This is a genomic window from Paenibacillus curdlanolyticus YK9, from assembly GCF_000179615.1.
Taxonomy (GTDB): domain Bacteria; phylum Bacillota; class Bacilli; order Paenibacillales; family Paenibacillaceae; genus Paenibacillus_T; species Paenibacillus_T curdlanolyticus.
The window spans coordinates 380,191-401,519 of record NZ_AEDD01000003.1; the positions used below are offsets into that span (position 1 = coordinate 380,191).

Consider the following 21,329-nt stretch of genomic DNA (forward strand, 5'->3'; position numbering starts at 1 on the left):
TGATGAACTTTGGATTACAAAACAAAACCGCTGACCGAGCTGGCCAGCGGGCATTTTCTCCTAGAAGCAGAGCGTTTTATTCTATTTATTGAAATCACCAAAATAATCTATGAAATATCCGTCATACTCCCAATAATCTTCGTACTCTGTAGCGATATCAGAAATTTTCCCTTTAGGCGCTCCGCAGCGTGTAAGAAGCCAATTTTTTATAATTTCGATATCTTTATTTTCATCTTCCCAAATAAAATCTATAATGTCTGCTTCTCTAAAACCATTATCCGGCACATAAATGGCATAGGCTGATGAGAAATAACGGGCTAAATCGAAAGAAACCTGCCTCAAATAAAGCTGAAGCTACTCATTATGGAGAAAAGTACTCCATCTAATATAATGATGAAAATAACAAACCTTCTCCGAGAAAGTGAGATCAAATCCGCACGGACCGTTGATCTCCACCGTACCGCCAATCCCATCAAAGACTGCCCACGGTATGCCCACGTCCTTTGGATTGTGTGGAAGTAAATGATCAACAAACTCGTCAATATGCTTCAAAGATTTTGAATTTAGAGTTTGGCACAATCGTTCAATGTCATCACTTTTTAACTGATGTCCGATAAAAGCCGTAAAATTCGTCCCCATTTCATCCTCCCATTCGCCTAAGCATTTCTTTTCTCCAATCCAACAGGCAATCGCACCGTCAATCGCGTCCACTTGCCTTCCTCGCTCTCAGCGAACACGGTCCCGTCGTGCAGCAATACGATTTTGTGAACGATCGATAGCCCAAGCCCGCTCCCGCCTACCCGCTCCGCTCTGCTTCTCGCAGCATCCGCTTTGTAGAAGCGGTCAAAAATATGCGGCAGCGCTTCGGGTGATATACCCGCGCCTTGATCCTCTATAGTGACAACAGACTCGCCGCTCGCCTCATGCAGCCGTACTGCAAGCCTGCCTCCCGCACGGGAAAACTTGATCGCATTCGTGATGAGATTCAGCCATACCTGATGCAGCAAGCCTTCATTGCCGTCGATGATAACCTCGCTTAGCTGTAAATCCAGCTCAAGCGATTTGGCGGACCATTGCCGCTCGTTCATGATGAGCACTTGGCGCAGCTGCTCGTCCAGCCGATAGGGCGCGGTCTTCAACTGCTGGCCTTCATTATCGAGCGACGCGAGCGTAAGCAGCTGATGGCTTAGCGAGGACAGGCGGCGGCTCTCTTCCCCTATGAGCTGAATATAACGCCTCTTGTCCGCCTCAGGCGTCTCCCCCTCCTGCAGCGCTTGCGCGAAGCCTTGAATCGTCGTCAAGGGCGATTGGATTTCATGCGAGACATTGCCGACAAACTGCTGACGCATCGCATCGAGCTGGCGAAGAGAAGCCGCCATATTTTCGAAATCCCGTGCCAGCTGCCCCAGCTCATCCTTCCTTGAGACGTCCAGCTGTATATCGTAGCTGCCGCCGGCCAGACGGCGTGTCGCAGCCGTTAGCTTCACGACGGGCCGTACGACGTAACGAGACGCAAGCGGGATCAACAGCAGACTGAGCACGAACATGCCGCCCAGCAGCCATGCAACCAATATGCGAATGTCGCCGATTTGGCGTTCCAAATCCGGACGAATGAACCAGGCGTAGTCATGCCCGTCCTTCTCGACGTGAAGGCCTACGGTATTCCGAACGCTATTTTCGAACAAACGGGTTACGGGCTGCAAGCGGCCTCCAGCCTCATGGCTGTCATAGGTAGCTCCGTTTAGAACCGCCCGCATCATGTCCTCTTCCAGCCGTATATGCCGAAAAGGCGAGCCATACGAGACGCGCTCCATCTCTTCGTTCACGGCATAGATTTGGAAGCCCGTCCGGGCCATGCGTTCCAAATATTCCGCCTGCGATAAATCTTCTGTTTCCTCGTAGAGCTGCCGAATTTCGAGCGCGCTTTTCATCATGCTCGCCTCGCTGCTCGCCCTCAGCTTGACCCAATAAAGCACATTCAGGCCAAGGATGGACAAGAGCCCGCTAACTAGCGTTATTGCTATGAAAATAATGACAATTCGAACATAAAGCGTCCTCATTCTGCGGTCGCCTCCAGCTTGTAGCCTAGTCCCCGAACGGTTGTAATCGCGAAGCCAGCCGATAAGCCGAAGGGGGCGAAGCGTTCGCGGAGCCTTTTAATATGCACATCAATCGTCCGGTCGTCCCCCTCGTAATCCGCTCCCCAAATCGGCCGCAGCAGCTGCTCCCTCGTAAAAATGCGCCCAGGCTGGCTCGCCAGCTGCGCCAGCAGCTCGAATTCCTTCAGCGGAAGCGGGACGTTCTCGCCATGCACATTAACCTCGTAGCTATGTCGGTCGACCGTCGTGCCGCCGAGCTGAAGCTTCTCGGAGGAGACGATCCGATATCGCCGCAGAAGCGCGCGCACTCTATACAGCAGCTCGTCCGGCTCGAACGGCTTCACCATATAATCGTCAGTGCCGGAGCGGAACCCGCGCGCTTTATCATCCAGCTCTCCCCGCGCCGTCAGCAGCATAACCGGAATATCATAATCGCGCCGAATTTCCTCGCAGAGCATCAACCCATCCTTCTCCGGCATCATCACGTCGACAATGGCCAGCGCTACATCCTCTTGCCGCATCACGCGCGAAGCTTCTTCTCCATCGGCTGCTTCCAGCGCCCGAAACCCTTCCCGCTGCAAAATAAATCGCAGAAGCTCCCGAATGTTCGAGTCGTCGTCCGCGATCAATATCGTCGTTCTCATCGCCGCTACCTAACCCCTTTATCTTAAGCATCCTTACGCTTCTCTTGCCTCTTGCGGGCAATACTACCATATCGGCGCTTGAGATGAAAGAAAGAAGTCAGGCGAAAGCCGCTAAGGCTGCGGCAGCAGGCAACTGCCCGGCGGCACATCCACGAACGCTTGCAGCGTCGGCTGCCTTAGCTGACGTCCTTCCTGCCATCGCCACTCTGCAAATTGGAGACGCATGGTGAGCAAAGGCTCCACCCATGTCGCGCCTGCCATGTCGCGGTGACGCTGGGCGAAAGGGCTGCTGTCTCGGCGCGCAGGCGCAAAAACTTCCGAAAGCGCCGCCCACTCCGTCCGCTTCAAGCGGCCTGAGCCGACTTTGCCGATAAAATGCAGCCGTCCGCTCGCATCATAAAGTCCGGCAAGCAGCGCATTCACGATCCCGTCCTCATTCGTCGTATACCCGCCGATGACGGCGACGACGTCGCCCCAATGCTTGATTTTGAGCCAGCGATTGTCTTTGCCGCCAATAGCATAGGTGCTGCTTCCCCTCTTGGCAACGATGCCCTCCAAGCCTTGGCTCCCGGTAACCTGCAGCAGCAGGCTTCCTTCGGCAGCGGTCGGCACCAACTGGACTGCTCGGTTAGGTTTAATGATTGACTGAAGTTTCGCTTGTCGATCGATAAACGGCTTGTCCGTCCACCATTCGCCATCGCAATAAAGCAAATCGAACACCATATAAGTAATCGGCACCTCTTGTATGGCGGCCGTCAATCGATCGGATCGGCGAATGCCGTCGCGCCGCATGACCTCGTGGAACGAAGGCTTACCGTCTGGACCGAGCGCAATGACTTCTCCGTCGAGCAGCACCGATTGGGCGGTACAGTAGCTGCTCCAAGCCGTCAACTCCGGGTATAATGGCGTCCGCTTGTTGCCTCGGCGGTTAAACAGCTCGCAACCGTCCTGATCCGCGTAGACGAGCATCCGGACGCCGTCCCACTTGATTTGATATAGCCAGTCGTCTCCACTGGGCAATTGTTCCGCGGCTATTGGCTCGAACGGTTCTATCGGATGGTCGATCGACCAGCTGTGCTTTTGCTTGTGGGCCATAAGCGCCCTCCCTTCCCTATGTTCCGAGCTCTAGTATCTACTAGCACTCAGCTTTGCCGCCCGGGATCGATCTATACCTGCCGGGTTCGCTCGCACATCGCTAGGTTTGCCCGTTCGAACGCTAGCCGATACTGAGCATATTGAATTGCAATCGTATATAAGGAGCTGAAACGACCATGTGCGCGAGTCGCAAAGGAACCCTTACAGTAGACGGCGAGCAAGTCGTCATAAGCAACCCGACCAAGCTATTGTGGCCGGAGCTTGGCATTACGAAGCTGATGTATCTGGAGAAGCTCATCGCGCTCTCCCCTTATTTGCTTCCCCATTGCCGCGAGCGCTATTTGACGACGATCCGTTGGCCGGATGGCGTGCATGGGCAGTCCTTTTATCAGAAAAACTGTCCTGAGCCTACGCCCGCTTATGTCCGCACTGCGGAGCAAGGCGATATTCGGTATGTGAGGCTGGATTCGCTCCCTACGCTGCTGTGGCTCGGGAACCTCGCTTGCCTGGAGTTCCACGCTTCGTTCGACCGCATTGGCCAGCCGGATTATCCAAGCGAATGGGTAATTGATCTCGATCCTTCATTGGAGGAAGAGCCGCGCATTATGGAGGCAGCCGTCCTTGTCGGCGACTTGCTGCAGAGCATCGGCGTCCAATCGGTTCCCAAAACGTCCGGCGCAACAGGCGTGCAGCTGATCGTGCCATCTGCTGGCGATGTATCGTTTGATGAGCTGCGGGCCATCGGCCTTTTTGTAGGGACATACTTGACGCAGGTGCATCCGGAGCTGTTCACAATTGAGCGGCTGAAGGCCAACCGCGGAGACCGCATTTATATCGATTACTTGCAGCATTATGCAGGTAAAACGATCGCTGCGCCTTACACCCCACGAGCGCGAATGGGCGCAACGGTATCGACGCCGTTGACGTGGGAGGAGATAAAGGGCGGCGCCCGGATTGCGGATTTTAATCTGTTGACGATCGAGGAGCGGCTATCTAGCCGCGGCGACCTGCTGCAAGCGGCGAAAGCGCAGCCGCTGCGCCCGATTTATGATTTTGTAAGCCGTTCTAAGACTGTGCAGTAGCAGGAAAAGGAAGGCGATGTCATATTTTCGCGAGCAGGTGGGTTGTATTTTGGAGACATGAATTGTAGACAGCCCGAATAAATAGATTTAGAACGTTCGAATACGCATTTGCCGGCAGAAAGGAGCACAGCTTAGTGAAACGGTCGCCAAAGCCGAAATGGTCCTTCGTACTGATGCGCGGCGCCGAACAATCGGTTAAACAGTTCAAGGTATCCAAACGGTCTGTCGTCGCCGCTCCAGCTGCCGCCGTCCTTGCCTTATCCGGATGTATTGCGGCGATCCAGATTCGATCCGCCTTCAAGATTGATTCGCTTCACGACGAGATGTCGCAGCAATCAACTTCATTCTCGCAAACGGTACACGGCAAAGACGATTCCATTGGCACGCTCCAAGAGGAAATCGGCAGGCTGAATCGCCAAACCGAGGAGCTGAAGGGCAAGATTAATGATCTGCGAGAGCTGGAGAATAAGCTGAAAACCTTCATCGAGCAGTACGGGCGGCTTACGGAGACGTCCTCTTCCGCCACGCCCGATACACAGGAAGCACGAAATTTGATTGCCAAGGCGGAGCAGTCCGGGCTTGATTTTCGCCAGATCAGCTCCCTTGTGGATGCCATGGAGTCGACCATGGAGCAATCGGTCAAGCAAGCGCAAGCAAGGCAAGCGGAGCTGGATGCCCTACCTACGGGCTGGCCGACCAAAGCATCCGCTACCTTCACCTCCGGCTTCGGCTATAGGGTTGACCCGTTCACGGGCAAATCCACCTTTCATGCAGGGGTCGATATTGGCGGCAGCGTCGGCGACCCTGTCTTCAGCGCGGCTGATGGAACGGTCGAGGACACCGGACAAGACGGAAGCCGCGGACGATTCGTCGTCATTAACCATCACAACGGCTTAAAAACGGTATATATGCATTTATCGCGAATAGAGGCATCCCCCGGCGATGAGGTGGTACGCGGGGAAAAAATCGGCTTGATGGGCAGCACGGGACGCAGCACGGGACGCAGCACAGGCGCCCATCTCCATTTTCAAGTGATGCAGCATGACGAACCCGTCAACCCTATGCGGTATTTGGATTAACGAAGTTACTCGGGCGATGGCCGACAGCGTTACGGAATGCCAGCAATGCGGTTGCCCGAATGCTATCGCCGAGCTACGCCATTTTGCAGGAGGTATCCATGTTCAAAGAGACGAAGCGTCTGAACTTGACCGATACGTTAATCGGCCAAGGAACGCATGTTGAAGGGAAAATGATATGCGAGGCGGGCCTTCGCATTGAAGGAGAGTACCGCGGGGACATCGAATGCAGCGGGGATGTCATTATCGGAGAGTGCGGCATTGCGCGTTCGAACATTATTGCGCGTGACGTTACCATTGCCGGCAAAGTATTCGGAGACGTTTCGACCAAAGGACGCCTGACGATCACAGCGACCGGCCAGCTTCACGGCAACATATATGCGCAGTCGTTCGTCATGCAGGACGGCGGCATTTTCACCGGCGCATGCAAGATGGACCGCTCCCAAGAGCAGCCTCACTCCCGCTCGCTTCTCGATGCGGAGCCGCATCAGCCCCAGCAATCCGCCAAAGAAAAGCGCCAAGCGCAGGCGGGCTGACCCAGGGCTATAGCGTGAGCGTCAACATAGCATGCCCGTGAACGGGCGCTCGAAGTAAAAGAGGTCGCCCCTTGCTAGGGGGCGACCTCTTTTTGCGGGCGCGGTTGCGCCGAATAGGGAACACTTTTGTTCCCTATTCGCTCTCGCGGGCGCGGCAGCTCCCCATAGGGAAGATTTATGTTCCCTTTTGGCTCTGGCAGGCGCGGCAGCTCCCCATAGGGAACATTTATGTTCCCTTTTCGCTCTCGCAGGCGCGGCAGCTCCCCATAGGGAACATTTTTGTTCCCTTTTCGCTCTCGCAGGCGCGGCAGCTCCCCATAGGGAACATTTATGTTCCCTATTCGCTCTCGCAGGCGCGGCAGCTCCCATGCAACATGAACTACCCCTTGTTTCGTTCGTAAACAAAAGTAGGTTTGTACGATCGAATTCTTGTAGCCAGCGCTCCTCCTACCGGCTGTAAATATCCTTTTTCAACCATCGACTTCAATAGCCTTCTCACATATGCTTGATGCATTCCTGTTTCATTTGCGACTTGCTTCGGCGTCATTACTGTGCCTTTTTCTACGATGATGTTTAGAAGTTGATTCTCCCGCGGCGTCAACTGCTCTAACAGAGTAGCATTTCCTGCACTACCGTACCATTTGCCCAAAATGTGCATAAGCATTTGCTGACATCTTCGTTGCTGCTCCTCCAAATCATCAACTGAAAATCTAAAAACCAACCAATTGTCTAAAAGCAGCTGATTCTGACGCATCAAACCATCTGCAAACGACCGCCTGCTTGCCCGCTTCGCATGAGGTCCAAAGCCATCTATCTCGATGCAAATACGATACGGCTCTCTAATATAAGCAAAGTCAACATACCGCTGTTGGTCGCGAAAGTCAGTTACCGCATATTCAGGGTGCAAATGCTCAAAATGCCCCACAATCGGCAGCCAGACTTTGGTAGCGAACAGTCTCTCACCATAATCATGCCCTTCAGCCAATCGCCGATAATCCTCCCCTTTTCTGCTTTTCAGATGTTCATTAATCCAGTCCAAATACGCGGATGGTAAACTCTCAGCAACCTGCTGTATTTGCATCCTCTTCCCCCATTTCTATTTTTAAAAAATAAAAAAGCCGCCTCCTCCAAAATTGCTGGAGAAGACGGCGTATGCTTTACGCGCGTTGTCAATATATCACATTTGAAATCTAGCATCACAAAGAAGTCGTCACTAATATATGGTAATGGATTGGCTGGAATTTGTAAATAACAAAAAAAGTGCAGGCGCGGCAGCTCCCCATAGGGAAGATTTATGTTCCCTGTTCGCTCTCGCAGGCGCGGTAGCGCTCAATAGGGCACATTCTTATGCCCTATTCGCTCTCGCAGGCGCTGCAGCGCTCAATAGGGCACACTCTCATGCCCTATTCGCTCTTGCAGGCGCGGCAGCGCTCAATAGGGCACATTCTTATGCCCTATTCGCTCTCGCTGGCGCGGCAGCCCTCGATAGAGCACATTCTCATGCCCTATTCGCTCTTGCAGGGATGATGTAAAGTTGTTTGTGTACCAACATTTGGAGCCTTAACAGGCAGCAAAAAAGTAGGGTATTCTCGGGGTTACCACACGCACCAAGAAGGAGCCCTACTCGATGACTAATATACCCGAAAATTCTTTCAACAATCTACTTGAAAATGCTGTAACTAAACTGGTGCAGGAGAAGCTCGAGCTGCTGCTTCGTGAAGAAATTAAACATTACATTAGCACGGAGCATCAAGGCCCTCGTACCAGCCTTAACGGGAACTACACGCGCACTTACCAAACACGCTACGGGACCATTAATGACTTGCAAGTGCCCAGAGATCGGAAAGGTTACTTCAAAACCCGTCTGTTCCAGCCGTATCAGCGCCGCGAGGGATGGTTAGAAGAGGCCATCATCCACATGTACAAAGGCGGCATGAGCACGCGAGAAGTCGCAAAATTCATCGAGAGTATGTTTGGTTCCCAGTACTCGCCAACGACGATCAGCAACATTACGCAAACCGTTATGGAAGACATTGAACAGTGGCAACAACGTCCGCTCGAGAAGCGTTACTCGGTGATCTACCTAGATGGTTTGTATGTGAAGCTAAAGCGTAACACCGTTAGCAGTGAGGCTGTTTATTTGGCTATGGGGATTGACGAAAAAGGCATCCGCCAAATCCTTGGCTTCTACGTAGGCGGGCATGAGAGCGCAAATGGCTGGAGAGAGGTCCTCAAAGACCTGAAAAATCGCGGAGCAACAGACGTGTTGCTTGGCGTCTTCGATGGCCTTCCAGGACTAGAAGAAGCCTTTAGAGAAATCTATCCAAAGGCCGATGTGCAACACTGCATCGTCCACAAAGTCCGTAGCACGTTTTCTAAAATCCGCGTATCCGACAAGACCGCGTTTCTCGACGATCTAAAGCTCGTTTATACTGCGGTGGATGGGGATGTCGCTTTAGCTGTATTTGATGGTTTCAAGGCCAAGTGGAGCAAACAATACCCGAAAGAAGTAAAGTCGTGGGAAGCACAGCTCCCCACCTTACTAGCTTTTTACAAGTTTCCTGTACTCACGTGGCCGGCCATCTACACCTCTAACCCGATCGAACGGATGAACAAAGAGCTTCGAAAACGGCTTAAGCCAATGAATAGCTTGACCAATATTGAAGCTGCTGAAAAGATTATTTATTTGCAAGCACTCGACTACAACGAAAAATGGTGCGGTAGAGCGATACGGGGATTTGTCGACGTTGATACGAAGGCGAAGCTTGAACAAATGTATCTGGAACGATACGCCGCGAATCACCCCAACCTAGAGCTTACACAAACTTCTTGACGCTACCCTTGCAGGCGCGGCAGCGCTCAATAGGGCACATTCTCATGCCCTATTCGCTCTTGCAGGCGCGGCAGCGCTCAATAGGGCACATTCTCATGCCCTATTCGCTCTCGCAGGCGCGGCAGCGCTCGATAGGGCACATTCTTATGCCCTATTCGCTCTTGCAGGCGCGGCAGCGCCCGATAGGGCACATTCTCATGCCCTATTCGCTCTCGCGCCCACCCTCACGCACAAAACGGCCCCGAGCATGCAAATCTGCATGCTCGGGGCCGCCCTGCGTCATCCTCAAAACTCAAATCTCTAAGTCGCGATATCGCGCTTGTTGAACAGAACCCATGTAATGACAATAAACACGATGTAGTAGATACCCAATACGCCGAGCGAGAAGCCTAACGTATGCTCATGCTCATTGGTATTCAGGTATTGGAGCAGGTCCGTCTGCATGAACCATAAATAATCGACCCAGCCTTGGTCAACGATCGACAGGATGCCAGACATGACGCCGCTGGCAAACATCATGAAGATGGACAAACCAATCGCAAGCCCGCCGCTGCGGAATACCGTCGATAGCAGGAATGAGATGGTGACCGTGAAGAGCAGTCCGAGAAATTCCAGCCCGTAGAACTTGAATGCATAGCCCCAGACAGACCCCGAGACTGCTCCAGTGAGCGCCTCACTCGTAGAGCCCGCGCTGAAGCCGAAGAAGATCCCGTCCAATATGTACAGCCAGACGAACAGTACAATCATGAAGAACAAAGCGAATTGAACGAGCGATACGTACTTGGACAACAAAATTTTCGAACGCGACCATGGTCGAATCATGAGCAGCTTGATCGTACCCGTGGAAAATTCTCCAGCCACGCTGTCAGCAGACACGACGACGGTGAAAATAGTCACGATCATAAAACCAAGCACGGATGCGCTGAACAATGCATCCCACATCGATAGCATCTCTTGATCTACGTTAGAGAGGATAATCGAGAACAACAGCATAAGCACAAGAAGAATCGCAAGCATGATCCACGTACGCATACGCGAATAGATCTTCATGTTCTCGTTGCGGACCAAATCCATAAAATTACCCAACCGTCTCACCTCCCGTGATCTCAAGGAACTGTTCTTCCAGCGATTTGCTCAATACGCGGAAGCCGTATACCTTAATGCCGGAGGCAACAAGCTGCGAATTAATAGACGCTGCCGATTCCCGATCTACTTCCAGCTCAACACTCCCGTTCTCCACCTTCGTCCTGTGGTTGGACAGCAGCGTAGCCGCATCCTCCGGGCGATCGACCTCGAAGCGATACGTCAATAGTGCGTCAGCTGCCGGACCGTCCTGCGAAATCACTCGCTGATCGATCAGCTTGCCGTTCTGGATAATTGCAACGCGATCGCACATCAGCTCCATCTCGCTCAACAAGTGGCTGGAGACAAACACGGTAATGCCCTCTTCCTTGGCAAGCTTGCGCAAATAATCGCGCAGCTCGCGAATGCCGACAGGGTCCAAGCCGTTCGTCGGTTCATCGAGAATGAGCAGCGACGGCTTGTGCATAATAGCCTGCGCAACGCCAAGGCGCTGGCGCATCCCGAGCGAGTAGGTTTTCACCTTGTCATGAATCCGCGCTTGGAGCCCGACCAGCTTTACAACCTCGTCGATGCGCTGGCGCGTAATGCCTGGCACCATGCGTGCGAAGTGAAGCAAATTTTTGTAGCCGGACAAAAACTTATACATTTCAGGGTTTTCGACGATTGCCCCAACCTGCCGAATTGCCTTCTCGTAGTCGCTTTGTATACTATGGCCTTTAATCAAAACTTCCCCGCCTGACAGCTTCATCAAGCCTACCATCATGCGAATGGTCGTCGTCTTGCCGGAACCGTTCGGGCCTAGAAAGCCATAAACTTCGCCAGGCTGCAGGTCAAGCGATAATTGATCAATAATAGTCCGATTGCCGATTCGTTTCGTAACGTTCGACAATTGGACAACCGGTGCACTCATTGGGCTGCCTCCCTCACTTTGTCTTCCAATTTTTATATTATACACGAACATGCACCGGGTAAGAAATCCGTTTAATAAAACTTAAGGTCCGCCGGCGCGCTTCCTGCAAGCGGCCGACGAACCTTTAATGAAAGACGGGCACTGAAGCTGCCGAATCTGCTCTCGTGAGATGATCCCACCGCGTAGTTCCAAGCGGCTCAATTACCGATGCAGCCGGGTGGCTCCGATCAGCAAGCGAAGCGGTTGAAGAGAATGGCAGGCTGCCTTGCTCAAGCCTTCTCGACCGCAGCGGCTGATGATCGGGAAGGTCGGCGGCGTGGCTCTGCTTGAGCTCGCAGGCTAAGCAGCAGCCTAATTGATGCACGACTCGAAAATACCCTGTACGGAACAGTACGTCTGCTTCTTTTTTCTCCAAAAGCTGCCCGCAGCAGACACAATAGAAACGATCATCATTTGATAACATAGCCGTGCATCTCTCCTTTTAAGATAAACTGTTATATACTATATGTATCATAAATCGCATAAATGCTACATTACCTATCCTTTATGTTAAATTTATGACAAATATCGATTTCTGTCAAGAGATTTACCCGACTATTGTCGTTCTATCACCTTTGCTTCGATTACTTAGCTTCCCACTGCCATAGCAGCGTCCACTTGCCGTCGACTTCTGCCGCATAACAATCCTGTACAAGCTGGAATGGGCCATATAAACTATGAAACGTTTGCGTTACCGTTACTTTATAAACGTCATGCAGCGGATCTGAAGCTTGTGTAGGGCGGAAGCCATCAACCAGCTTCGGGCTTCCTACGGAAAATTCGAAGGTTTTGGCCTGAAAATCCTGCATGAGAATGTGGGCGCGCTGCTGGATATATTTGTCCTTCGTAAAATGCTCCTGCATCACCGGATGAAACAGCTCCCATGAGCTGCCGAAATCGCCGCTCTGCTCCCGTTCATAAAACTGCTCCACGACCTCCGTCGCTTCCTTCCCTCCGCCTGACGGCGCAACGAGCCGCAGCCCCCCAACCGTCAGCCAGCCGACGAATACAACGACAGCCACCGACCCGATCAAACGAAGCCAAGGCTGCCTTCTCCGTCTTCGCCACATCCGCTCTCCCCCGTTCCAAAGGGCCAGCTTTCCTAAACATGGCTGCAGCCAGCCACTAGACATGCCCTCATAGTCTATCCTATGAGTGATTTATCCGCTTATTCGCCAAAATATCGATTGCAGCTCCCGATCATCCGGATCAGCCGATCGAACAAGGTCCAGCATGGCGCCTGCGAGCGCCTGTTGAATAGCCGGATCGGGGTCGATAGCGCAAGCATACATAAACATATTATCCTCTCGCTGCCGCATCGTAATTCGGCCAAGCAGCCCAAACTCCCACTCTCGAAAAGCAATGTGAAGATTCACTTTATAGCTGCTATCCACCGGAAAGCGCAAATAGGTCATAAATCGAACGCCTGTCACGGAAAGCTGGGTCAGCAATACCGGCGTCCGTCGGCTAACAGCCGCACCTGATCTTCCCGTAACGATCGATAAGAATGTTGAAGAAGGCTGTCTCATATGCAGCCACACCTGACCGCTGCCCGGCAATTCGTTAAATTCCATCTTCTCTCTCCTTCTGCCGCATGGCGAATAAGCGGAAGAAGAGGGCAGCCGATGGCTACCCTCTTCTTCCGCTCATTGAAATTTAATAGAGCCCCACTGCTTCAAGCTATGCGCGTCCAACGACTCATTCTTGCTAAACTCGAAGCGCCTGCCATCTTGATCTGTCACGATCCAGCGCGCTGGCGTTATCTGGCGAATCGTCTCATGCAGGTTCATCATCATAAGCCTTGTCGCTCCATAATCCGTGTCCACTGACCACGACCAGTAAGCGCCGCGTTTCTTGATCGATGCAATCCGCGTTATGCGAGGAATCATATAGCGTTCTCGCAGCGCTTCCTCAACGACGAGGCGGCTCTCTTCCGATAGCTGCGATAAGCAGTCTATCGTGTACAACTCGGCCCCGCTTTCCGATTTGACGCTAATGTGCTTGTCTGGAATCGTATAAGGAAAACAACGTACGATCGAGATTTTACTATAGACTTCGTGATCGATCTCCATGGATATGCTTCCTGCCTGGGAGCGAAAAATGCGAACAACTGGCTTCGAACGATTCAAATAGACGAGCTTGCTCATTCTAACCTACCTCCGATGGCGCCGTATGCGTTAATTGCTTCTGTGCTTCGACCAACCGGTAATAGGTGCCGCGACGAGCATACAGCTCATCATGCGGACCAACCTCGGCAATATGGCCCTGCTCGAGTACGACCAGTCGATCGGCCCCTCTAAGCGTAGACAAGCGATGCGCAATCGCGATCGTTGTCCGTCCTTGCACGAGCCGTGCCAGCGCTTCTTGAATCTCGCGCTCCGTCTCCGTGTCGACGGAGGCAGTCGCCTCGTCGAGGATGAGCAGCCTCGGATTGCGCAGCACCGCACGGGCGATCGCAATCCGCTGCTTCTCGCCGCCGGACAGGCGATGCCCTCGCTCGCCTACCTGCGTATCATAACCCTCCGGAAGGCGGGTAATGAACGCATGCGCGTTGGCGACGCGGGCAGCCTCCATAATTTGCTCCGGCGTGGCGTCGGCTGCTCCGTAAGCGATATTTTGGGCAATCGAGCCGTCGAAGAGGAACGTCTCCTGCAGCACGACGCCAATGTGGCTGCGCAAGCTGTCCTGCCTCACATTCCGCAAATCGCAGCCATCCAGCATGATGCGTCCTTGCTCCGGATCATAAAACCGGCAGATGAGGTTAATCAGCGTCGACTTGCCTGCGCCGGATGGTCCGACGAGGCCGATCATCTCGCCAGCGCGAATGGTCAGATCGATGCCGCGCAGCACTCGGCGATCCTGCTCATAGCCGAACTGCACATTTTCCAGCCGAATTTCGCCCTGTACCTCCTCCATCGCTATAGCATCCGGACGATCCGGCACGTCGATGGGCGCATCCATAATTTCAAACACGCGCTCGCCTGATCCGAGCACGCGGTTTATCGTGCCGAGCGAAGAACCGAAGCCCTGCACAGGCCCGAGAAACATAATGATATAAGTCGTATAAGCGGTAAGCGTTCCGACCGTCATATGCCCATCCAGCACAGCTCGGCCGCCCGCATACCAGACGATGATGCCGAACAAGGCGATAACCAGCGAGAATACGGGCGAAACGCTCATCCATAGATTGTTCATGGACACCATCCGCGCCACGAGGTTCTCATTCGCCCGATCGAAGCGATCGCGTTCCGCATGCTCCTGCGCGAAAGCCTTGATCACTCGAATGCCCTGCAGCGCTTCGCCAATCACGTTTTGAACGGCGGTTACCGCCTGCCATTGCGAGTACCAGAGGGAATTCAGCTTTGGCCACAGCCAGAAGAACATGCCGGCTGCGACAGGAAGCGGGATCAGAATCATCAGCGTGATTTGCCAATTCAACGCGAACAGCAGCCCGAGGATGCCCGTCGCCAGCACCAGTTGCATCGCGATTTGGATCATGCCGGATGTCAGGAAGTTTTTCAGTTCCTCGGTATCCCCTTGAATCCGTCCAATGAACTGCGACACTTGCCGCCGATCAAAAAAACGCATCGACAGCTTCATCAGCGAATCGAACATATCCCTTCGTATATCGCCCATTAGCTTGCCGCCGATGCGAACGCCCAAGTAGTTGTTGATCACTTGAATGCCCGTGCTGAGCACATGCGCGACCGCCAAACCTACCGTCAACCAAATGATTGCAGAGCGGCTCCCTTCATCAGGAGACGTCACTGCATCAATTATGAGTTTGATGAGATACGCCGGAATGAGCTCGATTGTGATCGCGATCAAAACGAGCGCGCCGCTGTACATCATCGGCTTCCGATAGGGCCGGCAGTATGCGATAATGCGCCGCATCATCGCGAACTTGCTGCTGCAGCGCATGCACTTTCGCCTGCCGGGTAGCGCCCGTTTGCCGCAGCTAGCGCAAACGGACTTGCCCTCATGGTCTTGAGCTTGGCCGTGAGCGTGCCCAGCTGAGGACGCGCCATGGCGCGTCTCCGTCTCGCCTTCGCCCTCCGCCTCGGCTTCGATCCATGCCTGTATCGCCGGCAGCGCCTGGCGGAACGCTTCGATATAGGGGAGCGTAAACCGAGCAACCTCTCGCTCCCCTTCCTGCGTCTGAAACACCAGCGCGGCGCCTCCGACCGCTTCCCTAATCGCCACGCCGCGTATCGTCGGCTTCGCAATCATTTGATACAATGCCCGCTGCTGGCCGATCACGAATAAGCCATCCTGCGTGAACACAACCTCGCAGCTTTCAAACCGCATCCGTTCATTCAAATCAGCCTTCAAGCGCAGCCAGCTGCTCTTCAGCACCTGTGCCAAATACTGGTCGCCCGCTTGCTGCTCCGACCGCTTCCCAATGCGCGCGTTTCTTGTGCTACGCATGCCCCCACCTGCTTCGTATATACCGATTCATCAAGCCGGGCCACTTGGGCATATGCATGGCAAGCCAGCTGAAAATCCGAAACTTCCAATGATCCGGAGTCAGCCACACGCCATTGCGATTCACCCGGACGAAACGGCCGATAATGCGTTTGTAAGGCACGGGGTCGTCGTTAGCATAGCTTGTATCGCCTTTGAAAATATACTGCGTCTCGCCATCCTTCGTCACAATCGCCCGCAAGCGATGCGCAACCATCAATTCCTGCTGGGTAATGAACAAGCATACATCCCCAATACGAAGCTCTTCTGAAGAGACTTTCACGAACGTACTTACATTCCCTTGCTGGATTAAGGGATACATGCTTATTCCGAAGGACGGAAGCTCAATTCGACCGCGTTGATCGATCCAGCCCGCCACGAGCGGAGCGATATCATGCATATTGCAACAGTCCTACCCCAATGAGCTCCGTTACGAACAAATGGATGTCCTGCTCGACCATCGTTCGGTCAACCCCGTATTCCGCTACGATTTGATCGGTCAGCTCTGGAATGGTCGGATATTTCTCCAGCAACGTCCAGATGCTGCCGCCGAGCTCGTTCAGCTTCGTAATGGAATGCGTCTCGATATTAAGCAGAACCCATTCTCCGTCGAGCTCCGCTGTCTCGATGTTTTCTTGGCGCTTTAAGGTTTGGTGCTGAAGCTTCGTCATGAGATTTGCCCCCAGAAGGTATCATTTTTTTGAAAATGCAATTGAAATGCCGGCACGCGTTCAGCCACTTGCTTGCACAACGCAATCAGCTTCGCCGTCTCCAGTCGGCTATGCTTCCAATAAAACACTTTATCCATCAGCAGCACGAGCGTATCAACCTTGCTGATGCCCACACGAAACACCTGCTCCGACTGATTCAGAAAATGAATGCCGCCGAGCGGACTCGCAAGCACCTCGCAGGGCTCCTCCAGATCGCTTCGCAGCGGCGAGTCATGCACGGTGACCGAACCATCCTCCTCGAAAAGCAGCAGCGTCGCTTCATCCGACAGTACGGGTCTTGGGATAGACAATTCAGCTACCGTCGACTTCCCGGCTCCGGAATGCCCGGCGAACAACCATGCTTTGCCATGCTCTACGATGCAGGAGGAATGGATGAGCAGCCCCTTGCGGCGATGTACGAGCCATGCGCTGTACCAATTGATAATGCCATGCTTGAATGCCAACTGATCAAAAACATGCAAAACCGCTACGCTATAATCATGCTTCGCGCACAGCTTATAATCGTTCCTCGTGTAAATAATCGCTTCCTCGGTCTCTTCGATTACCGTCGGGCCATCGTCATACATCGCACCGTAGAAATCGTGGACCGTAATTTCCAAATCGCATTTCGTCTCTGGCGCTAATTCGACCCTGCGGAACCGCTTCTCCACCCATTCATGCAAATGCGAAGTCTGCAGGTTAAAGCCTATCGTGTGATCCGCTACTTTCACTGTTAAACGATACATTTCGTAACCTCGCTTATTTGTCGATTCCTACCGTTTTATTTGCGTGAATATTTCGTCTTTTATTGTTAAATAGCAAAAGCGGACTTATGCAGTCCGCTTTGCCGATGCATTGCCTGATGCTGCTTAGTGACCGTGACCGTTGCCTCCGCCACCGCCTGGACCGCCGCCCCCAGGGCCTGGGAATGAAGGACCAGAAGGACCGTGAGGACCGCCGCCATGTCCGGGCTTATGGAACACCCAGCAAATCAACGGCTTGAAATCCCAGCATTCGCACCATTTGTAGAACCAGCTGTTGCTGATGTTCGTCGTGCCGAATTCGACCGACTGGTGCATCAGCATTCTCGGAGCTACATAGCTCTTCATAGAACCACCTCGCTTTCTTTTAATTTACGATACAAAATGTATCATGTCAAGCATAGATTGCCTTAGCCTCTAAGCTTGATATGACCCGCAGGTAGCTTGCTAAGCACCATGGCCCTCTTCTAGAAGCCATCGTTTGCAGCAACGGCTCCAGCCGATGCCTTGGGTACTTGCAATTGATGATCCTTCAGCAGTTGATGAACGCGCGCCTTCTCCGCATCGGCTACAAGCAAATACCAGATGCCATTGATCCGTTGGCCGCTTCCGGCTATTTCGATCGTCTCGATCTTCTCGATATGGGACTGATAGTCAGTGACGAATCGCTTCATATCACTGAACGTAACATTGGTTTTCACTTGCTGGCCAAGCTCGGACAGCAAATCATTCGCCTTCGTCAGGTTCGTAAACTTCAGTGCATCCTTCATGATGCTCTGTACAATGCTGCGCTGCCGCGCATTGCGACCGAGATCGCCCCTTGGATCATCATATCGCATGCGGGAAAAGGCTAACGCTTCCTCCCCATTGAGCGAAAGCGGTCCCTGCTCAAAGTGATGTCCTATATAATCGAAGCTGAATGGATTATTGACCTCTACGCCGCCAAGCACATCGACGATGCGCGCGAAGCCCTCCATATTCACCTTCACGTAATAATCGATCGGATAATCAAGAAACTGCTCTACCGTCTGAAGCGACATGCTGACTCCGCCGAAGGCGTAGGCATGATTGATTTTGTCCACGGTGCCATGCCCTACGATCTGCGTTCGCGTGTCCCGCGGAATATTGAACATAAGCAAGTCATGCTTCTGCGGATTGACGGACAGGACAATCATCGTATCCGAACGTCCCGCATCGTTCTTCCGCTCATCCACGCCGAGCACGAGGACGGTGAACGGATCTTTATTGCTCGTATCCGCTGGCTTCTTCGGCACATCTTTATCGGTACTGACATACGTCGGCTTGACGACTGGCTCGTACATATCGTCTGCCGTGCTTTTCACGGAGTGGTAGGCGTACCAAGCTATCCCTGCCGCGAGAATAATCAACACGCCTAAGCTGATTGAAATTATCGTTAGTATCCGTTTCTTTCGTGAGGTTTTCATAATAAAGTTCGGCTCCTCGACTTCTCTTTGGAAGGACTTGGCTTCATTAATAGCCGCATTCGGTTGCGATAAATGCGTAAGTATACAACAGCCAACGAAGGGCTCTTGCCATCTTTAAGCTGATTCATTGCATAATCTCTAGGCGGCAGCAGCATTTAGCGCAAATAAGCCAAACGATGCTTATTGGAGTCATAGCTGACCATCACCGACATCATTCGGAACATGTAATAACGCCATTTCTTTTGCCCATGCGTCATATCCCGCAACAGCTGCATGCTCCAAAACGGCCAATGGCGCATCTTTGCAAGCGGTTTTCGGGCTTGCAGCGCAGGAAACAAACGATAAACGAGCGAGAGCACGATCAGCACCTTCGCATAATTACCGTGCTGCTTTGCGCGTTGAAATAACTCGCTGTATACAATCTCATCCCCTAAGCTGTACACGAGATGAACGACATCATGGATTTGCTTCAGGGAGAGCATATCGTGATTGTAGCCATGCAAGCATAAATGATAGAACACATCCTGCGGCGCCATTTCCTTCACATGCTGGTAGCCCTTAAGCGGCAAAGCGCGATCCCAGCTGTCATCGACGGCTGTATCTGAGATGTGGGAGCGCAAAATATTCCAATGCAGCTCGACCCCCAGGAAGGGAAACATCACATTATCGAACATTTTGTTATATAAAAAATGAAAATGCGCGTCATCATCCTCATCCTGCTTGCAGAAGCCTTCCCGCTCCAGAAGCGCATGCGCCTCCGCTATCCGATCCGGCCGTACAAGCAGATCAATATCCGTCGTTGGCCTTGCGGCAAAATGGCCAAAATACTGCTCCGCCAAACGCGTTCCCTTCAAGACGATCACGTCGATGCCCGCATTGTCGAACACGCGAAGCAGCTTGTTCATTTCGCCGCGAATGAGCATGTTCTGAAACAATATGGCATCGGCTCGCAGCTTGAGCTCCTTCATGAATGGCTCTGGCAGCTCCTGCTGCAGCTCCTTCGAGCGTATCAAATGATACAACTGGGAGAAGAACTGGAACCGCTCAACGTCCAGCCACGCTTCTTCTAATTCTGACGCGTCGTCGAACAGCGGAAGCTGACCTTCATATATACGGTTTAACAATCCAATAATCGGGCTCGTATCCATTTTCTCCTCCACAGCAACTCATTTGTTAGAACAATAGAACGGGATTTTGCTCGCGAACGCCTTGGCTCAAGCTAGGTCTGCCAACGGAATAATAGATAAAGGACGTTTGGGAAAGCTCCTCCTCGCGGAACACGTTTCGGCCATCGATCAAAATCGGCTTGCGCAGCAGCCGCTCCAGCTCAGGCAGCGGAATGTCCGCGAACTCCTTCCATTCGGTCAACAGGCAGAGCGCATCGGCGCCGCGTGCGGCTTCTTCCTTGCTCTCGCAATACTCCAGATGCGGATGCGTCAGCAATTTGCTGAAGTTAGCTGCGGCGATCGGATCATAAGCTTTCACCGAAGCCCCCCGCTCCAGCAGCGTCTGGATAATTTCCAGCGCAGGCGCGTCGCGCACATCATCGGTTTCCGGCTTAAAAGCAAGGCCCCAAATGGCAACCGTCATATCCTGCAAATTATCCAAAATCGCTTCCAGCTTGCGAATGACGTTGTAACGCTGATCCTGATTCACTTCTACGACCGACTTAAGCAGCTTAAATTCATAGTCGACATGGCCTGCAATCTGAATCAGCGCTTGCGTATCCTTAGGGAAGCAGGAGCCTCCGTATCCAATGCCCGCCTTCAAGAAGGAACGCCCGATGCGGTTATCGTATCCCATGCCCTCGGCAACCTTCGTCACATCTGCGCCCACCTTCTCGCAAATGTTTGCGATCTCGTTAATGAACGAGATCTTCGTCGCCAAGAAAGCATTCGAAGCATACTTAATCATCTCTGCACTGCGAATGTCCGTGACGAGAATGTTGCTCGTAAGCGGCGCATGCAGGGCAGTAAGCTGTTCCCGCGCCAGCTCGCTGGCTGTTCCGATGACAATGCGATCCGGGTTAAGCGTGTCATGAATGGCAGAGCCCTCCCGCAAAAACTCGGGAACAGAAGCGATGTCGAACGGCTGGTCCGTGCATTCTGCAAGGATTGCCGCAATCTTCTCATTCGTGCCGACGGGAACGGTGCTTTTCGTGACGATGATGGTATAGCCGTTAATCGCCTCGCCAATTTCACGCGCAGCCTGCTTAATAAAACTGAGATCTGCTTCGCCATTGGGAAGGGACGGCGTTCCGACTGCAAGAATGACGATGTCTGCCAGGCGGACGGCATCGGCAAGATCAGTCGTGAACCTCAGCCTGCCAGCTGCTGTATTCGTCTGGATGAGCTCCTTCAAGCCAGGCTCGTAGATCGGGACGCCTCCGCTCCGAAGCATCTCGATCTTCTCGCTCGCTTTATCTACACAGACGACCTCATTGCCTTGATGCGCAAAGCAAACGCCAGATACAAGACCGACATAACCCGTGCCGATAACCGCCAGTTTCATCTCTCTACCACTCCTATTTTCTAAAGGTAGTTTAAAACCCG

Annotated in this window: 24 protein-coding genes; 4 read left to right on the forward strand and 20 right to left on the reverse strand. The window is 52.8% G+C overall.

Going from position 1 to position 21,329, the window contains the following annotated elements; all coding sequences use genetic code 11:
- Positions 1 to 81 precede the first annotated feature (81 nt).
- The 5 genes from PAECUDRAFT_RS25635 to PAECUDRAFT_RS07510 form a co-directional block, all read right to left on the reverse strand.
- Entirely contained in the window at positions 82 to 342 is a 261-nt protein-coding gene (locus PAECUDRAFT_RS25635) for a hypothetical protein (RefSeq protein ID WP_144266470.1), read from the reverse strand.
- A gap of 12 nt (positions 343 to 354) precedes the next feature.
- Positions 355 to 711 (reverse strand): hypothetical protein, encoded by a 357-nt coding sequence (locus PAECUDRAFT_RS07495; RefSeq protein WP_144266471.1) that lies wholly within the window; start codon positions 709 to 711, stop codon positions 355 to 357.
- Positions 657 to 2,060: a sensor histidine kinase gene (locus tag PAECUDRAFT_RS07500; RefSeq protein ID WP_006037514.1), complete on the reverse strand. Its 1,404-nt coding sequence runs from the start codon at positions 2,058 to 2,060 to the stop codon at positions 657 to 659. The genes PAECUDRAFT_RS07495 and PAECUDRAFT_RS07500 overlap by 55 nt, the downstream gene beginning before the upstream one ends.
- Positions 2,057 to 2,743 (reverse strand): response regulator transcription factor, encoded by a 687-nt coding sequence (locus PAECUDRAFT_RS07505; protein ID WP_006037515.1) that lies wholly within the window; start codon positions 2,741 to 2,743, stop codon positions 2,057 to 2,059. The genes PAECUDRAFT_RS07500 and PAECUDRAFT_RS07505 overlap by 4 nt, the downstream gene beginning before the upstream one ends.
- Positions 2,744 to 2,854: 111 nt before the next feature.
- A complete protein-coding gene (locus tag PAECUDRAFT_RS07510; protein WP_006037516.1) occupies positions 2,855 to 3,838 on the reverse strand; it encodes an ATP-dependent DNA ligase in 984 nt (327 codons plus the stop codon).
- Positions 3,839 to 4,014: 176 nt separating this feature from the next.
- Between PAECUDRAFT_RS07510 and ligD the strand changes: the two genes are divergently transcribed.
- The 3 genes from ligD (at position 4,015) to PAECUDRAFT_RS07525 (ending at position 6,532) form a co-directional block, all read left to right on the forward strand.
- Positions 4,015 to 4,920: a non-homologous end-joining DNA ligase gene (ligD, locus tag PAECUDRAFT_RS07515; RefSeq protein WP_006037517.1), complete on the forward strand. Its 906-nt coding sequence runs from the start codon at positions 4,015 to 4,017 to the stop codon at positions 4,918 to 4,920.
- A gap of 134 nt (positions 4,921 to 5,054) precedes the next feature.
- On the forward strand, positions 5,055 to 5,999 hold the full coding sequence (locus tag PAECUDRAFT_RS07520; protein WP_006037518.1) for a M23 family metallopeptidase: 945 nt from the start codon (positions 5,055 to 5,057) through the stop codon (positions 5,997 to 5,999).
- Positions 6,000 to 6,097: 98 nt separating this feature from the next.
- Positions 6,098 to 6,532 carry a bactofilin family protein gene (locus PAECUDRAFT_RS07525; protein WP_006037519.1) on the forward strand — a complete coding sequence of 145 codons (435 nt, stop codon included), beginning with the start codon at positions 6,098 to 6,100 and terminating at the stop codon, positions 6,530 to 6,532.
- A 379-nt stretch (positions 6,533 to 6,911) separates the two neighbouring features.
- Here the strand turns inward: PAECUDRAFT_RS07525 and PAECUDRAFT_RS07535 are convergent, their stop codons facing one another.
- Positions 6,912 to 7,613, reverse strand: a complete 702-nt coding sequence (locus PAECUDRAFT_RS07535; protein ID WP_006037521.1) for a helix-turn-helix domain-containing protein — start codon at positions 7,611 to 7,613, stop codon at positions 6,912 to 6,914.
- 546 nt (positions 7,614 to 8,159) lie between these two features.
- On the opposite strand from PAECUDRAFT_RS07535, the gene PAECUDRAFT_RS07545 reads away from it, so the two are divergent.
- Positions 8,160 to 9,365 (forward strand): IS256 family transposase, encoded by a 1,206-nt coding sequence (locus PAECUDRAFT_RS07545; protein ID WP_006037522.1) that lies wholly within the window; start codon positions 8,160 to 8,162, stop codon positions 9,363 to 9,365.
- Positions 9,366 to 9,665: 300 nt separating this feature from the next.
- On the opposite strand, the gene PAECUDRAFT_RS07550 is transcribed toward PAECUDRAFT_RS07545, so the two are convergent.
- From PAECUDRAFT_RS07550 to PAECUDRAFT_RS07615, 14 genes are all read right to left on the reverse strand, one after another.
- The gene (locus PAECUDRAFT_RS07550; RefSeq protein WP_006037523.1) at positions 9,666 to 10,451 is read right to left on the reverse strand and encodes an ABC transporter permease; all 786 of its coding nucleotides are present in this window, start codon (positions 10,449 to 10,451) and stop codon (positions 9,666 to 9,668) included.
- Entirely contained in the window at positions 10,444 to 11,358 is a 915-nt protein-coding gene (locus PAECUDRAFT_RS07555) for an ABC transporter ATP-binding protein (protein WP_006037524.1), read from the reverse strand. The genes PAECUDRAFT_RS07550 and PAECUDRAFT_RS07555 overlap by 8 nt, the downstream gene beginning before the upstream one ends.
- Before the next feature lie 124 nt (positions 11,359 to 11,482).
- Complete coding sequence (locus PAECUDRAFT_RS07560; RefSeq protein WP_006037525.1) at positions 11,483 to 11,821, reverse strand: hypothetical protein; 339 nt, start codon at positions 11,819 to 11,821, stop codon at positions 11,483 to 11,485.
- A gap of 160 nt (positions 11,822 to 11,981) precedes the next feature.
- Positions 11,982 to 12,467: a hypothetical protein gene (locus tag PAECUDRAFT_RS07565; protein ID WP_040711812.1), complete on the reverse strand. Its 486-nt coding sequence runs from the start codon at positions 12,465 to 12,467 to the stop codon at positions 11,982 to 11,984.
- 90 nt (positions 12,468 to 12,557) lie between these two features.
- Positions 12,558 to 12,971 carry a hypothetical protein gene (locus PAECUDRAFT_RS07570; protein WP_006037527.1) on the reverse strand — a complete coding sequence of 138 codons (414 nt, stop codon included), beginning with the start codon at positions 12,969 to 12,971 and terminating at the stop codon, positions 12,558 to 12,560.
- A 72-nt stretch (positions 12,972 to 13,043) separates the two neighbouring features.
- On the reverse strand, positions 13,044 to 13,544 hold the full coding sequence (locus PAECUDRAFT_RS07575; RefSeq protein ID WP_006037528.1) for a DUF1854 domain-containing protein: 501 nt from the start codon (positions 13,542 to 13,544) through the stop codon (positions 13,044 to 13,046).
- A 1-nt stretch (position 13,545) separates the two neighbouring features.
- Positions 13,546 to 15,825, reverse strand: coding sequence for an ABC transporter ATP-binding protein (locus PAECUDRAFT_RS07580; RefSeq protein ID WP_006037529.1), 2,280 nt, complete (start codon positions 15,823 to 15,825; stop codon positions 13,546 to 13,548).
- Positions 15,818 to 16,261, reverse strand: a complete 444-nt coding sequence (locus tag PAECUDRAFT_RS07585; RefSeq protein WP_006037530.1) for a signal peptidase I — start codon at positions 16,259 to 16,261, stop codon at positions 15,818 to 15,820. Before PAECUDRAFT_RS07585 ends, PAECUDRAFT_RS07580 begins: the two co-directional genes overlap by 8 nt.
- Complete coding sequence (locus PAECUDRAFT_RS07590) at positions 16,254 to 16,532, reverse strand: PqqD family protein (RefSeq protein WP_006037531.1); 279 nt, start codon at positions 16,530 to 16,532, stop codon at positions 16,254 to 16,256. Before PAECUDRAFT_RS07590 ends, PAECUDRAFT_RS07585 begins: the two co-directional genes overlap by 8 nt.
- Positions 16,529 to 17,317: a hypothetical protein gene (locus PAECUDRAFT_RS07595; protein ID WP_006037532.1), complete on the reverse strand. Its 789-nt coding sequence runs from the start codon at positions 17,315 to 17,317 to the stop codon at positions 16,529 to 16,531. Before PAECUDRAFT_RS07595 ends, PAECUDRAFT_RS07590 begins: the two co-directional genes overlap by 4 nt.
- Positions 17,318 to 17,440: 123 nt before the next feature.
- Complete coding sequence (locus PAECUDRAFT_RS26100; protein WP_006037533.1) at positions 17,441 to 17,680, reverse strand: hypothetical protein; 240 nt, start codon at positions 17,678 to 17,680, stop codon at positions 17,441 to 17,443.
- A 119-nt stretch (positions 17,681 to 17,799) separates the two neighbouring features.
- Positions 17,800 to 18,777 (reverse strand): LCP family glycopolymer transferase, encoded by a 978-nt coding sequence (locus PAECUDRAFT_RS07605; protein WP_006037534.1) that lies wholly within the window; start codon positions 18,775 to 18,777, stop codon positions 17,800 to 17,802.
- A gap of 155 nt (positions 18,778 to 18,932) precedes the next feature.
- On the reverse strand, positions 18,933 to 19,925 hold the full coding sequence (locus PAECUDRAFT_RS07610) for a nucleotidyltransferase domain-containing protein (protein WP_006037535.1): 993 nt from the start codon (positions 19,923 to 19,925) through the stop codon (positions 18,933 to 18,935).
- Positions 19,926 to 19,950: 25 nt separating this feature from the next.
- Complete coding sequence (locus PAECUDRAFT_RS07615) at positions 19,951 to 21,288, reverse strand: UDP-glucose dehydrogenase family protein (RefSeq protein WP_006037536.1); 1,338 nt, start codon at positions 21,286 to 21,288, stop codon at positions 19,951 to 19,953.
- Between the last annotated feature and the right edge of the window lie 41 nt (positions 21,289 to 21,329).